This window comes from Congregibacter sp. (assembly GCF_965662665.1).
GTDB lineage: Bacteria > Pseudomonadota > Gammaproteobacteria > Pseudomonadales > Halieaceae > Congregibacter.
In genome coordinates this window covers 43562-59070 of record NZ_CBFIIF010000009.1, presented here as the reverse complement: position 1 = coordinate 59070, position 15509 = coordinate 43562, and the positions used below count along the sequence as shown (strand labels likewise).

The following is a 15509-nucleotide window of genomic DNA, read 5'->3' as shown; positions in this document are numbered from 1 at the left end:
CAATGCGCTGGTTTATTTTGCTTACCGGTCTGGCCCTGGTAGTGGGTGGACTGTTTATGAGTCGTCAGGACACAGACGACAGCTCGCTCACTGTGATGGCTGATATGAGCACGCTGCGGGAGACGGTCAGCGGCCCCGTGCTAGGCGGTATTAGTGCCGCGGGAGCTCAGGTTTGGCTTGGCATACCCTATGCTGCACCGACTGGCGGTGAACGACGCTGGCGCGCCCCTGTTCCACCCCAGGCGTGGCTAAGGGCTAGAGAGAGCCTGGCTTTTGGCGACGTGTGTCCCCAGTTCGCCAGCCGCTTGTCTGCGTCTACTGCCGAGCCCGGGACTCTAATTGGCAGCGAAGACTGTCTGTCACTCAATGTATTTGCTCCCGGCGGCGTTACTGCTAACGCAGCCTTGCCGGTGATGATCTTTATACACGGGGGTGGCAATACCATTGGTTCGGCGATCCCTTATGAAAGCTCATCCTTTGTGCAGGAGCAGGGTGTGCTTATGGTTACCCTTAATTATCGTTTGGGTGCCTTGGGTTGGTTCAGTCACGCGGCCTTGCGCGAAGGCGCTACACCGGAGGATGCCTCAGGAAACTTCGCGCTCCTCGATATGATTGCTGCGCTTGAATGGGTCCAAGACAACATCGAAAATTTTGGCGGTGATCCCTCCCGGGTGACGGTGTTCGGAGAATCCGCCGGCGGGCGCAACATCTATGGCTTATTGGCCTCGCCATTGGCGGCGAATCTTTTTCATGGCGCCATCATTCAAAGCGGCTTTCCCGGAACATTTACCCGTGCACGCGCCGAAGACCCCGCAGACGATCCGCAACCCGGACACCCTAATGGCTCCCATGCCTTAGCGCTTGCCTGGCTCGAACAGGAAGCCGCTCCGGGAGGCGCGGCGCGACTTGAGCAGATTCCCGCTGCAGAACTCGCTAGCTACTTTAGAGGATTGAGCATCGATGAAGTTATGGCACCTCTGTACACGCCAGCGGGTATGTATCGGGCGCCTGCCTTGTTTCGCGATGGTGTGGTGTTGCCCGAAGAGCCGCCTACTCAGATATTCAGCGATCCCTCTCGTTGGAACGAGATGCCTTTGATGATCGGCGGAAATCTGGATGAGATGAAGCTGTTTCTTGCGCTATCGGGTCGTCACACCACGAATCTTTTGGGCGTTATTCCGCAGGTGGATGACCCGGAGCGCTACGAGCTTCTCAATCGATATCACAGTGACGCATGGAAAGCCGCGGGTGTTGATCTACCGCTATCGCTGATCAGTCAAAGCAGCCCAAACACACAGTTATTCGCCTATCGCTTTGACTGGGATGACATGCGCAAAAACTGGCTTGTGGATCTGCCAGAGCTTCTGGGCGCGACCCACGCCTTGGAGTTGGACTTTTTGTTTGGCCCTTTAATTAGCCGCGTGGTGCCCGGCGTTTTTTATGCGGGCAATCGTGACGAACGCGAGGCCCTGGGACGCACCATGCGCGATTACTGGGCGGGCTTTGCTTACAGCGGTCGCCCGGGTAGCGGCAGAAGCGCTGCGCAACCGGCATGGCCGGGTTGGAGCATTGATCAGCCCAATCTGATGTTACTTGATGGTGAAGAGGACGGAGGCGTGCGTTCACAGCAGATTACGATCACTGTAGACGATGTTAAGGAGCGTCTTGCGAATGAAGACGCATTACCCGAGCGTTTGCGCTGCGCGCTTTATGTCGATTTGTTTTTGGATAACAACGGCTTGAGCGAACAGTTTGACACCCGGGAGTATCGGGCCTTGGGTTGTGCCCAGATTCCGTCCTGGCCATTGGCAGGATTGTCTCGCTAAGGCTAATAGCCTGCGCATTCGTCGTGGTGAAGTGCCGCTATGAACGCTCAACAAGTACCGGACGCTGGGCAAGAAAGTCAGTGATGCCCTCGTAGGCGGCAGCGAAGCCAAGTACTTTAGCGTCGTCGCCGTAAGGTCCCATCACCTGAATACCCATGGGCCGCCTTTGGCTATCAAAACCTGCGGGTAGGTTTGCAACGGGCAGTCCGGGAATGCTGCCGGGGATCACGACTTCCATCCAACGATGGTAGGTATCCATTGTGCGACCACCAACTGTCGTGGGCCAATGCACATTCTTGTCGAAGGGAAAGACCTGCGCACTCGGCAGTAGAATAAAATCGTAAGCTTCAAACAAGCGTTGGAGTTCGGTATACCAGCGCGACCGCGTTGCCTTGGCCCTGCTGATGTCTTCGGCGCTCAATGTATAGGACTGCTCGATCTCCCATTGCAGTTCGGGTTTAAGGAGTGGCCGCTTTTCTGGATCCTCGTACCACTCCCGCATACCCACGCGCGACAGATTGCGAAGCGTCAACCAACAGTCCCAGAGATCAGCCATATCGAACCGGGGGGTTACCTTCTCGATAGTAGCCCCCGCATCACTAACCTTTGAAAGCGCAGACTCACACAAGGGGAGAACGCCAGACTCCATAGCGAGATAGCCATCGAAGTCACCTAACCAAGCTAGCTTAAGATCCTTGAACCTCAGACGAGCCGGCGCTGCTACGTTTTCTGCAGCGGACCACAGAGCCTGGGGTGCATCGAGCCCGGGCTTTGGCATGATGGTATTGAGCAATCGCACGGTGTCGCGCGTGTTCCGTCCCATGGGTCCCACCGTGGCGAGGTCGCGAGTAAAGGCATTGCCGCTTCCCATTAAACCAGCACTGGGCCTAAACCCGATGACATTGTTAAACGCACCCGGATTGCGAAGAGACCCCATCATGTCGCTGCCGTCTGCTACCGGTAGCATATGGGTGCCTAAACCGGAGGCTGCGCCGCCGCTGGAGCCCCCGGCAGTGAGATCCGGGTTCCAGGCGCTTCCGGTTGAGCCATAAACCGGGTTGTAAGATTGCGAACCGAGTCCAAATTCAGGTGTATTGGTTTTACCGATAAAAATAGCACCGGCGCGGCGGATGCTGGCTGGAAGAGGGTCATCTGCCTCGGCGATATAGTCCTCAAACAGCGGGGAGCCATAGCTCACGGGTAGCCCTTTTACCGCTTCCAGATCTTTTATCGCGTGGGGCATACCGTGCATCCATCCGTGATAAATGTGCTGAGCGAGTTCTTGGTCTGCGGTCCGTGCTGCCTCCAACAGTAGATCGTCCTCCTGGAGCGCGACAATCGCATTGTAAGTCGGGTTGTAACGATGAATGTGCTTTAGATACGCCGCCATGACTTCTTCACAGCTCAGCAGCTTCATACGTATCGCCAAAGAAAGTTCAGTGGCACCAAGGTCTGTGATTTGCGCGGGAAGACTCGCTGCGAAGGACTGGGCAAATACCTTGCCGGGCTGGGCTGTTAAAGCAAAGAGGCTCGCACTACGGGCTAAAAACTGTCGTCGTTTCATGGTAGTGCCTCTTTGGAAATATCGAGCCTACAGTTCAACAATCTGCTGAAAGCCGCCATAGATAAGTCGGCTACCATCGAAGGGCATCGGGTTCTTTTCAGTATTCAATCGATCGTCCTGAAAATCGTCCGCCATCATCGTCGCCATTGCGGTTTCACGCGTGTCTTTGTCTGGCCACTCGACCCAGGCGAACACGATGGATTCTTCTGCTTCCGCGTGAACCGCTTTTCGCATATCCGTCACGCTTCCCTCGGGGACATCGTCACCCCAGCACTGAACGACGCGCGTGGCCCCCATTTCGACAAAGATGCTGTCGCTGGATTGCGCGTAATCGATATAAGCTTGTTTGTTTGCAGTAGGCACTGCGATTAGATAACCGTCGATATAGCTCATGGGCTTTTCCCTAACTCTGGCTCTTCGAGCAAACCTTGTATTTCTTCAATGGCCTCCAGGACGTACCGGTACTCGTCCAGCGTATGGTTCATGTTGGCATAGCGATACTCAAGGGTCGTACAGTAGGCCCGATCTTTGAATAGCAGGGTGAAAGCCTCGGAGTTCGGGTTTGAGGGCTTTGTTGCTATGGGCCAGGGAGTGCCGCCCTTGTCGGTATTGCCATGGGCTAACCCTATTCCGTGCTTCGCGTAGTAGGGCAGGAGTTGGTTTCTTACGAGATCAGCGCTATCCAACTGAGTATCTGTTAGCTCGTCAAGATATCTGTCCCAGTCGGCGAGCTTCTTACGCAGTTCAACGTTGCTGATGATTTCGATTCGTCCAGAGTTGATCAGGGAATCGCGAACGCTGGACCCAAGATCCGTAGTCACCGGTACCAGGGAGGCCCACACGGCGTCGTCGATGCTTACTCCTGCCTCTTCATAGCTGCCCACAGAGCAAGCTCGGAGCAATGTGGCGATACCCCCAAGAAGCTGTTCGTGAAAGTCTATCTGCCAGCTAATGTCTTTGTAATGTTCGTCATACTCTGCCTTGAGTCCCAGCAAAGTGTCTTGCTCGTAGCGCCGTTCTTTGCGCTCGTCCCACCAGGCATCAATGGCAAACGCAAGGAGAATGCTGGCGACAATCGCGGCTGATTCCGCTAATAGCTTTGGCCACTTGATGGGCTCTGATTTGCTCACGCGGATTTGAGTACCGCCGGTTCAGCCGCTTGACCCATCGCTTGAGCGAGTAGCTCATAGGAGCGCACCCTTGCACTGTGATCCCAGATTGCTGCCGAGACCATAAGCTCGTCAGCAAGCGTTGCCTCGACCAAGGGCTGGATTTTTGCGCGAATCGTTTTCGGAGATCCATAAAATGAGCAAGCCAGCATCGACGAAACCTGTGCTTTCTCGGCGCTCGACCAGAAGGTTTCGATGTCGTCGATGGGCGGTGGAAGTTTGCCTCTGCCCCCTCGCACCATGCGGGTGAAGGTTTGCTGCGATGAGGTGAATAGCCGCCTTGCCTCGTCATCAGTGTCGGCAACGATGGCGTTGCAACTCACCATCACCTGGGGTTTGGCAAGTTGCGCGGACGGTTCGAAGCGCTCGCGGTAGATCTTTATAGCCTGGTGCAGCGCCTGCGGTGCGAAATGCGAAGCAAAAGCATAGGGCAGTCCCAGCATGGCGGCGAGCTGTGCGCCAAAGAGGCTGGACCCGAGTATCCATAGCGGCACGTTTGTGTTTTCGCCGGGTATGGCATGCAAAGATTGACCTTCTTGCGGCGGGCCCAGCAAGGCCTGTAATTCCAATACGTCCTGGGGAAATTGATCCGATGAGTTCGCACTGCGACGCATTGCGCGCATGGTGTTTTGATCTGTGCCCGGCGCGCGGCCAAGGCCGAGATCGATGCGATCCGGATACAGGGTCGCGAGGGTGCCGAATTGTTCTGCAATCACCAACGGCGAATGATTGGGCAGCATCACGCCGCCCGCACCTACCCGAATGGTGTTGGTGCCACCGGCAACATGACCGATGCACACCGCCGTGGCGGCGCTGGCAATGCCATCCAGATTGTGATGCTCGGCAAGCCAAAAACGATGATAGCCCGCTGCCTCCGCGTGCTGTGCCAGGTCGAGAGCGTTGGCAAGCGCATCTGCGGGAGTAAAGCCTTCGCCGATGTTGGCAAGGTCGAGTACAGAAAGTTTAGTCATGCATGGAGTCTAGCGCAGGCGTGGCCACAGGTCAGGAAGATTGTGCCCCGGCCTGTTTAATCAGCAGTGGGTCTCAAAGCCAGAGAAAGCTAGGGCTGTAGGACTGTCAACTTAGACCGCCAATTCTCAGAGTGAATACGGCTATCAGCACGTAAGCTAAGGGAAAAACAAACCTGCACACGCCGTCGATACTGTAGGCAAGAGTATCGGTTCGACTTTGAGCCAGCCGCGATGTGATCACCACTTCGAGGAGCGCCAAAAACACCAACATAGTCGAGCCGAACAGGAACAGGTCCATACGCGTTAGATAGGGAATGTCGGGTAGCTTGCCTGACAGTGCAATGTGATACGCGATGAGCGTTAGCGCTGCGGTGACAGCGACGCTGAGCTGGCTGCCACTTTCCTTGGGGTCCATCCAGAAGACGATCCAGGACATCATCACGATCAGCACCAGAGGAATAATGAACTTAATGACGTGGTGGTCGTAGTAGCGTTTTGCGTGAAAGGAAAAAACAAATCCCGGGCCCGCGTCGCCGGGAGTGAGCTGTATCTCACTGGCCTCTGCAGTCCACTGCGTGATCTCCCAATCCGCCACGGACAACTCACTGGATATTAAAGAGCTTGCTTCGGTGTCAAGCGCCATGGGGACTGGCCCGCCATCCGGGTAAAGCGCCAGAGTCGGGATCGAAAAGGTATGGGCGTCGAAGGGGAAGTCATCCAGGCGCAGCGGTTGTGAGAAATCTCCCCAAAGACGCTGTCGAAAGGTCGCCTCTCCATCGGGGGATATCTCCACTACGTCGAGTAAGCTGGACCAGGCACGCTGTTGATTGATCAGCAGGAAGCGTGGCGCAACAATGAATCTGCGGCTTGAGCGCTTGTTGCGGAGCACAGGAGTCCTACAACCAGCGAAAGAGCAAGAATGGATAGCTGTAACCCCGCGCTCAAGCAACGGCTAGCTGTGGCGAATTTCAACATGCTCTGGTAGCCATTAAGCGAATGCCTTGTCACTTCCTGAATTTGTCATCAAAACATATAGCCGAATGATGACTCCAGTTATATGTTCTTGCATAGCTCAGTTTAGGGGAAGCTCGGAGGTCTGTTTAATGGTCTCCATGACGAAGCTGGCAGTGACATCGAATAGATCTGCCTTGATCAGCTGTTGATAGAGGGCGTCATAACCCGGCATGTCTGGGACCACAGCTTTGATGAGATAGTCGACGTCGCCACCTAAACGATGTACCTCCATTACTCCCGGGATCTCTTCTACAACTTCTCGGAACTGTGTGGCCCACTCAAGGTTGTGCTGGTTGGTCCGTACAGAGACAAAAACGGTGAGAGTTAGCCCCAGAGCCACAGGGTCCAGCAAAGTGACACGCCCGCGAATAACCCCCGACTCTTCCAGCTTTTGAATGCGTCTCCAGCAGGCGGACTTGGAAACCCCTACCTGATCTGCAAGGTCTCCCACCGATACAGACGCGTCTTTTTGGAGCCGCGTTAGAAGCAAACTATCAATTCTGTCCATTTCCAGTGGTCCTAAGCCAGTGCCCGCAGGATAGAGCTTTTTGAAACAATATCCCAATAAAAAGAATTATTGTAGAACATTTTGTCATTTTTAAGCGATATAGCGCTCTATATAGGCACCAATTTTCTCCTTGATCAGGATACTATTTTTCGCAGTTATCTAAGGACTGCGACAATGAACCCGCTCATTAACAAGATCAGAAACTCTGTCATTGGTGCGCGCCAGCCAATCAGCACGCCCTTTGGACTTAAGCCTCTGATTTATGCGGATTACACGGCGTCCGGTCGTTCGCTGACGTTCATTGAGGATTACATCCGATCGCAGGTGCTGCCGTGGTATGCCAATACGCATACCGAGACCTCCTTTACCGGCGCCCAGACCACGGCATTGCGCGAGCAGGCGCGGGACGAAATCCGTAAGGCGGTAAATGCAGGAACCGATGATCAGGTGATCTTTTGCGGCCCTGGCGCTACCGCCGCGATCAATAAGATGATGGACATATTGCAGATGCGTCTGCCACGGGATCTCGATGACCGTTTCCATCTGAGTGAGCAGATTCCCGCAGGCGAGCGGCCAGTGGTTTTCATTGGACCTTACGAGCATCACTCCAACGAGTTGCCCTGGCGTGAGTCCATCGCGGATGTTGAATCTATTCCGCTCACCGAGGCGGGTCAGTTGTGTCTGAAAACGCTAGAGCACAAGTTGAAGGAGTACGGCGAGCGACCCCTAAAGATTGGGAGTTTCTCGGCGGCCTCCAATGTCACCGGTATAAAGACTGACATCAACGCGGTGACGCATATGCTGAAAGACCATGGCGCCCTGTCGTTCTGGGACTATGCAGCGGCGGCGCCTTATGTCGGCATCGATATGAGCGGGTCCCCAGCCATCGACGCGGTATTTATTTCTCCTCACAAATTTGTGGGCGGCCCCGGAACACCGGGGGTTTTGGTGGCAAAGCAGCAAATTCTCACTAACTCAGTTCCTGCAGTCGTCGGTGGCGGTACCGTGAAGTACGTAACCCCCGAGGATCATTGTTACACCGAGGATCATGAACGACGAGAGGAAGGGGGCACTCCTGCGATTGTGGAGTCGATCCGCGCGGGGCTGGTATTCAAGCTTCAGCAGGCAGTGGGAACCCAAGAAATAGAGCGTCGTGAAGCGGACTTCATGGAGCGTGCTGTAAGGTTTTTTAGGGATTGTCCGAATATTGAGATTCTGGGCGCTGCCGATACCCCCCGCTTGTCCATTATGTCTCTGCGCTTAATGCATGGAGATAAAGACCTCCACTATGGTTTTGTTGTGTCCTTACTCAATGATCTGTTTGGAATACAGGCTCGCGGTGGATGCTCCTGTGCCGGGCCTTACGGGCACAGCCTGCTCGATATGGACATGGATTACAGCCGAGCTATCGAGGCCGAAATTCAAGGCGGCGCCATGATCCTGAGACCCGGCTGGGTACGACTTAACTTCAACTACTTCATCGATGAAGCGGAGTTCCAGTATTTGTTGAATGCTATTGCCTTGGTTGGCGAGCACGGCTGGCGCATGCTGCCCTACTATTACTTTGACGAAGCGCTGGGTGTTTGGCGTTATCAGGGTCAGGCTATGAACCTGCCGGCGGATATCAGCCAGTACAATTTTCTTGAAACTGTCCCAGAGGCAGATTTGAGTGTCCCCCTGGCATTCGATGACCTCTTAGCCGCGGCTCGGAGAGAGCTTCTTCGTGTAGATCGGAAGCGGGTTCCCGCCGAACTACTACTCAATCCGTCTGCGGAAAAACTTCGGTGGTTTGTGCTGCCGCAGGAGCTGGGTGCTGGAGAGTATCAATGGCGAACCCCTGCTGGATGCAGGGCTTAAGAGTAAAGTTCCGGAGCTGGATTTTGGTGGACCGAACTACACCGGCAGGTGAAATCGCCGTTGCTGGTTCGTTTCACACTAGAGCCAGAGTCTAATTCACAGTGTGAGAATAGCGCGTACGCCCACGATCCAGAGATCGTCTTCGTCTGGTAAGCGAACGGGATTGGTAATCCACTGGATATCCGGTGTCAGCGAGAAGTGCCGCGTCAGTTGAATTTTGTAGGATGCTTCGACCACCCATTCGTCATCGAGTCCAGCGCCATTGGTGTCTGCATTAGGTTCTGACCAGCCCACACCAAAGGCCACGCTGCGTTGCTCCCAGGCTTGATAGGTGAAGCCGGCGCTTGCCGATGCGTCCGCCGCGACACCAGCACCACCATCCGATGCACCGGCCCGAATGAAGGTGAGCAAGTTATCGTTCCATTGTGAGGTGGCGGAAGCTGCCCAGCCCGAGCCAGAGGAAACACCCGCCAGCTCGCGCTCGTCTTTCTCCCAGTAGGTGAATTGCACGCGATCCTTGCCGCGACGGGCAAATTCCGGTGTCCAGCCGATTTCGACGGCTTTTAAAAACTCCCCCTCTTCAATGGTGTCGAAATCAAACTCCCCGTTAGCGGCATTGGCATCATAAATTTGCGCGCCAACCCATACGTTGTCGGTGACAAAGCCTTTGGCAACGGCACCCAGGGCGCCTATCCCCGTCGTTCCAAGGGCCGGGCTATAAACGAAGGCCCGATTGAGGAATCCGCCGTAGGGCGTTTGCACCGCCGAGGGGTCGAGATACACGTCAAAAGCTAAGCGTCCCACCGCATAACCCCAGCGGCTTTTTTCGAAGGTTTGTTTCCAATTAATGATGGCAAGATCGGTTTTGAAGTTATCGCCGTAGGGGAAGCCGGTGTTATTAGTGGCGGTGTAGCCGCCACCCAAGGACTGCGGGGCTACGAGGCCACCCAATTGAGATCGGTGCTCGACCCTAAACTCAACCTTGCCCGAACTGCTCTCATTGGAGAAAGCATCCCAGCTGCCCTGAAAGCGGTATATACCCCCTGCTGCCTTGTCGTCTCCGCCGGCGTTGTCGTCAGATGCCTGGTTGATAGGCCATCAATACGTTAAGCCCTAGTTTGATTCTATTCTTTTGGTTGAGCTCACGTTTCCACGAGCGCCAAGGTTCTAATAGACCGTCGAAACTCCCGGGTTCCAGCAGCTCATCACGATAATCCCCCTGAGATTCAAGTTCCTGGCTAACGCCACTGGGGCCGCCTAAGGTGCCATCTGACGATGGGCTCGAGGGTTTGGCAGCGTCGCTATTTACATTTGCCGCCACTAGAGAAACGCAAATAAGAGCGCCTAGCATTCCGGTAGCACGTCGCCTCAAGCGCGTTTTTTCGATCATCGATTTCTTACTTGAGTGGTGCGTTTTAGCTGCAGGCCAAAAAGCCATAGCACCTCTTCCTCAGGGGTTTATCGGTGGGGATCTTTTACAAATTTTAATATAACAGCTGTCCGCGTAATAGTTGTTAGCGCTTTGTATCGCGGACTCGGACTCGCAAAAGCAATGGGTTTAGACAATAGCGTAAGCTGTAAGTGTGGCTTTGTTCCTGAGCAGCTCGCTTTGTCGCAGACTAACAGCTGGTTCGCGTGAAGCTTATGCACTTTAACAAGAGGGTCTCAATACAGTGGGGATAAAAAGCGGCAGCTGGTTTTCCAGTCTGAGAGAAGGCTTGGTTATCGTTGGCTCCATACTGCTCGCCTTTGCTCTTGATGCCTGGTGGGGCGACATGAGTCGCAAAAATGAACTCAGCTTGCAGCTTACCGGCGTGGCAAGTGAGCTGCAGTCGACGCGCGCGAGCCTGGCAAGTGTCCGGCGTGCGCACGAATATAACGTTGAGTTGACTGAGCGCCTGAGAGCCACACTTGCTTCGGTGGAGGAAGGAGCTGAAGTGGTTGTGAGCGACGAATCTCTGGGCCCATTGCTTCCGCAGGTCACTGCAGATGTCACAACGAATTCTCTCAGTGCTTACATTGCTGCGGGTGGCCTGGAGCTGATCAGTGACCAGGATTTACGCGCCGAATTACTCGCCTGGCCCGCCCAGATTGAGGATCTACAGGATGATGAAATCTACCTCAGGAATTTTGCCGCCGCGGACCTTTCCCGGTGGCTCAGAACGCACGCGGATGTGAGCAACGCCGAGGTCTATAGCGTTCCGGTGGTGCTGGGTCACTTTGGTGTTGCGCCGCCACCCGATCCCGCGCTGCTCGGCACGGTTGTGCTACGACGCGACCGAGAGCTTATGAATCTTATTGCAGCGCGAGAGTCAGGCGAGCGTGCAGTGCTCATTAATATAGAGCAGCTGTTGGTGGTGGTTGACCGGCACTTGGATGCGATAAAGCGTTCACACTAGGCGTGAGGCTACCTGAGGTGTGAGTCCCGCACTGCCTTAGTTGGCCGGCGCTATGTCGCTGGGCCGCCAGCTCTGATCAATCCAGGCTCGCCGAGGGCTGTACATCCGCAGGATGGTAAACCAGCTCTTACCGGGGATCGTCTGTACCCAGTTGTTCTCGTATCCCAGAGGCGATTCCGGAGAGACGCTGCGCCTCGCGGAGAGCAAAACTTATAACTCCTTAGCCGTATGCTCCAGAGGGAGAGCTGTGCGCTGTATGACCCGTCGCAGGACAAAGCTTGAATGCACGCCGGTGACGCCGGGGATTCGCGTCAACTTACCCAACAGAAAGCGCTCGTAATATGCCATGTCAGGCACCACAGCCTGCACGAGATAGTCGGAGTTTTGGCCGGTTACGACGTTACATTCGACAACTTCGGGGTAATCGCTGACCGCCTCTTCAAAGGCCTCAAAGCGGTCAGGGGTATGGCGGTCCATGCTGATACTGATAAACGCCGTGAGATTCAGGCCGAGCTGTTGCTGATCCAGAAGCGTGACGTGGGCTCGAATGAGTCCGCTTTCTTCCAAGCGTCTTACCCGACGGGCGCAGGGTGTTGGCGATAGCCCAATGGCAGCGGCCAAATCCAGATTGCTGATACGAGCATCTTCTTGCAAATGCTGGAGAATGCGTCGGTCAAGGCGATCGAGCTCGGGAGCAGGCAAAGGTGGACCTCCACTAATTGACAGTTAAATAGATAGTTCAGCTATTTATACATTATATCGAAGTGATATTCACTATAAAATGACCAATACAGGCCTTAGTTTGCAGTAATTCCCTAAGGGAAGAGGCCTATACTTTGTCTCTCTGGTGCAAACGTTGTCCCGCCGCTTTCGAGTTACCTCTCAGATCGCGTCGGCGACGCTCACAAGGTATGCCTGCCGGGCAACGTCGCCAGCCTTCGCTTCACTCCCTACTCTGGGTTTGAGGGTTTGCAGTGTTTACGGGCTTGGCAGCGTAGCTGCCTGGCGCTGTTAAAATACCGAAGCAGCCCCGGGCTGCTTATAAGCTTCAACTTGCTAGCCACACTTGTTTGTCACAACGTTTTTGGAATTGAACATGAGCCGCTTTGATCACCGCCGTTATCCTGCTTTTGCCCCAGTCCCCATGTCCTCCCGGCGCTGGCCCGATCGCCAGATCTGCCGTGCGCCGGGCTGGTGTAGCGTGGATTTGCGCGATGGTAATCAGGCGCTTATCGAGCCCATGACCGCCGCGCAAAAACTGCGCATGTGGGACTTGCTGGTAAAGCTTGGTTTTAAAGAGATCGAAGTGGGCTTTCCCTCAGCATCGGGTCACGATTTTGACTTTGTGCGCACTCTCATCGAGGAGAATCGGATTCCCAAAGATGTGACGATTCAGGTGCTCACTCAAGCCCGAGAGGAGCTTATTGCCAGAACTTTTGAGTCGCTTAAGGGCGTCCCCCGCGCAATTGTGCACGTGTACAACTCCACTTCGACCGTGCAGCGGGAGCAGGTGTTTGGTCTGGATCGCGAAGGGATCAAAGCTATTGCAGAGAACGGCGCGCGTCTGGTTAAAGACCATGCAAGTCGATATCCGGATACCGACTGGACCTTTGAGTACTCACCAGAGAGCTTTACCGGCACTGAGTTGGATTACGCCGTAGAAGTCTGTGATGCCGTTACCAGTGTCTGGCAACCCACTCCCGAGAACAAAGTCATCATCAATCTGCCAGCGACGGTAGAGATGAGTACGCCTAATGTCTACGCCGACCAGATCGAGTGGTTTTGTGATCATGTGGCGCGCAGGGACTGCATTATTTTGTCGTTGCACACGCACAATGATCGCGGTTGCGCCGTGGCGGCGGCGGAACTTGGCGTCATGGCCGGCGCTGATCGTATTGAAGGTACGCTCATGGGTAACGGTGAGCGCACGGGCAACATGGACATCATTACCATGGCCATGAATCTGTACAGTCAGGGCGTAGACCCCGAGCTGAATCTTGCGGGTATGGATGAAATTATCGAGACGGTGAAAGCCTGCACTCAGTTACCGGTACATCCCCGGCATCCCTATGCAGGCGAGCTGGTTTTCACGGCCTTTTCTGGCAGCCATCAGGACGCTATTAAAAAGTGTTTGTCGCGTCGAGAAGATGACGATAGCCAGCCTTGGGAAGTGGCCTATCTGCCCATCGATCCGGCGGACATTGGTCGCTCCTATCAAGAGGTGATTCGCATCAACAGCCAGTCCGGCAAAGGCGGTGTTGCCTACGTTATGCAGGCGGATCACGGCTACGACATGCCCCGCTGGCTGCAAATTGACTTTAGCGCCACGGTGCAGGCTTACGCCGAAGACACCGAGGGAGAAGTGGGCTCAGCAGCTATTTACAGCTTATTCCAGCAAACCTATCTACCCGACACGCCGCGTTGGCGCCTTAATGATTATCAGCTTCGTCGCGCCGATGGTGTGGATAATCTGGAGCTGACGATCCAGGACGGCTCGCAGTCACGACAACTCACGGGCACGGGCAATGGTGTTGTAGCCGCATTTGTGGACGCCCTCGAGGGATTCGTGGGCAAGTCTATTGTGCTGGTGGAATACAGTGAGCACGCTCTTTCGCAAAGCGCGGATGCAGAGGCTGTTTGTTACATCCAGCTCAATATTGAAGGCGATCGCAGCTGTGGTGTTGGGCGCAGCCACGATATTGTGCAGGCGTCTCTCCTCGCCATTTTGGGGGCCTTGAGCCGTTCCCCGGCCTTAGCTGAATCCAGCGCTGCGGCGTAACAGCGGAGCGAGGAATAGAGTGAGGAGCAGGGAATGTTGCTTAGCCAGTCGCTCAATAGGGGTGGCGAGCAAAGTAGTCCCGCGCCGCCGCCATGACCCGCGGGGCCAAAACCAAGGTGCTTATCATCGTCGGTATAGCCATAAGCCCGTAAGCGCCTGAGATGATATTGAAGACCATATCGATACTCACGCTGGCCCCTACAATCACCGTTCCTACAAACACCCAGCGAAAATGGTGCTGTAGATGGGCGCCAAACAAAAATCCAAAGCACTTTGCGCCGTAGTACCAGCCGGAAAACATGGTTGTCGTGCTGAGAATCAGGGTGACAAAAGCCAGCGGTATCAACCCGAAGTGGCCCATCTCGCCGACGAAGGCATTGGCTGTGAGCGTGATACCCGATAGTTCTCCGGGCACTTGCCATTGACCGGTGAGCAGAATGACCAGCGCCGTGCAGGTGCACACCAGCAAGGTATCGATCACTGGACCGAGCATCGCCACCAGACCTTCGCGAATGGGCTCGTTCGTGCGCGCCGCCCCGTGGGCCATCACCTCGGTACCAACACCCGCTTCATTGGAAAAAGCGCCACGGCTAATTCCGATTAACAGCGTACCAATGAACCCACCGCCGGCCGCCTGGGGTGTGAAGGCCTCGCTGACTATACTGGCGAGCACCTCTGGCACCATGGATAGATTGTTGATGATTACGTACAGGGTCATCAGCATGTAAATCGCCACCATGATGGGCAATACCGCGACTGCGACCTTGGCCACGCGGGGAAGCCCGCCAAAGATGACCCCCGCGACGAGGCAGGCCACGCAGACGCCGATCGCAGGGCCGCCCCAGGCTGGCATATTGCCGCTAAATACGGTGTCTCCCACAAGCGCGGTTAACTGGTTGGCCTGAAACAAGGGCAACGTACCCACGAGACCAGCGACCGCAAACAAAATTGCCAGAGGGTAAAAATGTTTGGGCAGGGCCTCTCGGATAATGTACATGGGCCCGCCCTGGAGCTTGCCCAGACTGTCTTCGCCGCGATACATCACGCCGAGGGTGCAGGTAAAAAACTTGGTTGCCACGCCCACCAATGCAGATACCCACATCCAGAACACGGCTCCCGGGCCACCCGCAACAATCGCCAATGACACGCCGGCGATGTTGCCGAGGCCCATGGTTCCAGACAGCGCTGCAGCCAGAGCCTGGCCGTGAGAGAGTTCGCCGGCTTCGCCGGGCGTATCGTGACGACCCAGCATAATGCCCAGCGCATGACCAAAGTGGCGGTAGGGAAGCGCTCGGGAATAAAAAAGAAAGAACAAGCCGCCACCGAGGAGCAGCGCCACCAGCGGGGTACCCCAAACCGCATTTACAAAACGCAGGGAAAGTTCTTCTAAACCGAGCATGTTTTGGCCATCATCAGTAAACG

14 protein-coding genes are annotated in these 15509 nt (G+C 55.2%); 4 read left to right on the top strand and 10 right to left on the bottom strand.

Annotation, left to right across the window (positions count from 1 at the left end; translation table 11 throughout):
- Positions 1-2: 2 nt before the first annotated feature.
- Entirely contained in the window at positions 3-1826 is a 1824-nt protein-coding gene (locus ACTG39_RS05800; RefSeq protein ID WP_439106597.1) for a carboxylesterase/lipase family protein, read from the top strand.
- 37 nt (positions 1827-1863) lie between these two features.
- Here the strand turns inward: ACTG39_RS05800 and ACTG39_RS05795 are convergent, their stop codons facing one another.
- The 6 genes from ACTG39_RS05795 to ACTG39_RS05770 form a co-directional block, all read right to left on the bottom strand.
- On the bottom strand, positions 1864-3390 hold the full coding sequence (locus ACTG39_RS05795; protein WP_439106596.1) for an amidase: 1527 nt from the start codon (positions 3388-3390) through the stop codon (positions 1864-1866).
- Between the two features lie 27 nt (positions 3391-3417).
- The gene (locus tag ACTG39_RS05790) at positions 3418-3783 is read right to left on the bottom strand and encodes a DUF1428 domain-containing protein (RefSeq protein WP_439106595.1); all 366 of its coding nucleotides are present in this window, start codon (positions 3781-3783) and stop codon (positions 3418-3420) included.
- Entirely contained in the window at positions 3780-4520 is a 741-nt protein-coding gene (locus tag ACTG39_RS05785) for a hypothetical protein (protein WP_439106594.1), read from the bottom strand. Before ACTG39_RS05785 ends, ACTG39_RS05790 begins: the two co-directional genes overlap by 4 nt.
- The gene (locus tag ACTG39_RS05780; RefSeq protein ID WP_439106593.1) at positions 4517-5530 is read right to left on the bottom strand and encodes an LLM class flavin-dependent oxidoreductase; all 1014 of its coding nucleotides are present in this window, start codon (positions 5528-5530) and stop codon (positions 4517-4519) included. Before ACTG39_RS05780 ends, ACTG39_RS05785 begins: the two co-directional genes overlap by 4 nt.
- A 106-nt stretch (positions 5531-5636) precedes the next feature.
- Entirely contained in the window at positions 5637-6419 is a 783-nt protein-coding gene (locus tag ACTG39_RS05775) for a hypothetical protein (RefSeq protein ID WP_439106592.1), read from the bottom strand.
- A 183-nt stretch (positions 6420-6602) separates the two neighbouring features.
- Positions 6603-7052 (bottom strand): Lrp/AsnC family transcriptional regulator, encoded by a 450-nt coding sequence (locus tag ACTG39_RS05770; protein ID WP_439106591.1) that lies wholly within the window; start codon positions 7050-7052, stop codon positions 6603-6605.
- A 174-nt stretch (positions 7053-7226) separates the two neighbouring features.
- On the opposite strand from ACTG39_RS05770, the gene ACTG39_RS05765 reads away from it, so the two are divergent.
- Complete coding sequence (locus ACTG39_RS05765; protein WP_439106590.1) at positions 7227-8909, top strand: aminotransferase class V-fold PLP-dependent enzyme; 1683 nt, start codon at positions 7227-7229, stop codon at positions 8907-8909.
- A gap of 96 nt (positions 8910-9005) precedes the next feature.
- Here the strand turns inward: ACTG39_RS05765 and ACTG39_RS05760 are convergent, their stop codons facing one another.
- Positions 9006-9860 (bottom strand): carbohydrate porin, encoded by an 855-nt coding sequence (locus ACTG39_RS05760; RefSeq protein WP_439106589.1) that lies wholly within the window; start codon positions 9858-9860, stop codon positions 9006-9008.
- Between the two features lie 722 nt (positions 9861-10582).
- Here ACTG39_RS05760 and ACTG39_RS05755 point away from each other — a divergent pair.
- Positions 10583-11308, top strand: coding sequence for a hypothetical protein (locus tag ACTG39_RS05755; RefSeq protein ID WP_439106588.1), 726 nt, complete (start codon positions 10583-10585; stop codon positions 11306-11308).
- Positions 11309-11344: 36 nt separating this feature from the next.
- Here ACTG39_RS05755 and ACTG39_RS05750 read toward each other — a convergent pair whose 3' ends face one another.
- Positions 11345-11515: a DUF1214 domain-containing protein gene (locus tag ACTG39_RS05750; protein WP_439106587.1), complete on the bottom strand. Its 171-nt coding sequence runs from the start codon at positions 11513-11515 to the stop codon at positions 11345-11347.
- Positions 11516-11518: 3 nt separating this feature from the next.
- Positions 11519-12010, bottom strand: a complete 492-nt coding sequence (locus tag ACTG39_RS05745; protein WP_439106586.1) for an Lrp/AsnC family transcriptional regulator — start codon at positions 12008-12010, stop codon at positions 11519-11521.
- Between the two features lie 394 nt (positions 12011-12404).
- Here ACTG39_RS05745 and leuA point away from each other — a divergent pair, with 394 nt between their 5' ends.
- Complete coding sequence (gene leuA / locus ACTG39_RS05740; protein ID WP_439106585.1) at positions 12405-14087, top strand: 2-isopropylmalate synthase; 1683 nt, start codon at positions 12405-12407, stop codon at positions 14085-14087.
- A 52-nt stretch (positions 14088-14139) separates the two neighbouring features.
- Here leuA and ACTG39_RS05735 read toward each other — a convergent pair whose 3' ends face one another.
- Positions 14140-15486: an alanine/glycine:cation symporter family protein gene (locus tag ACTG39_RS05735; RefSeq protein WP_439106584.1), complete on the bottom strand. Its 1347-nt coding sequence runs from the start codon at positions 15484-15486 to the stop codon at positions 14140-14142.
- Positions 15487-15509 lie beyond the last annotated feature (23 nt).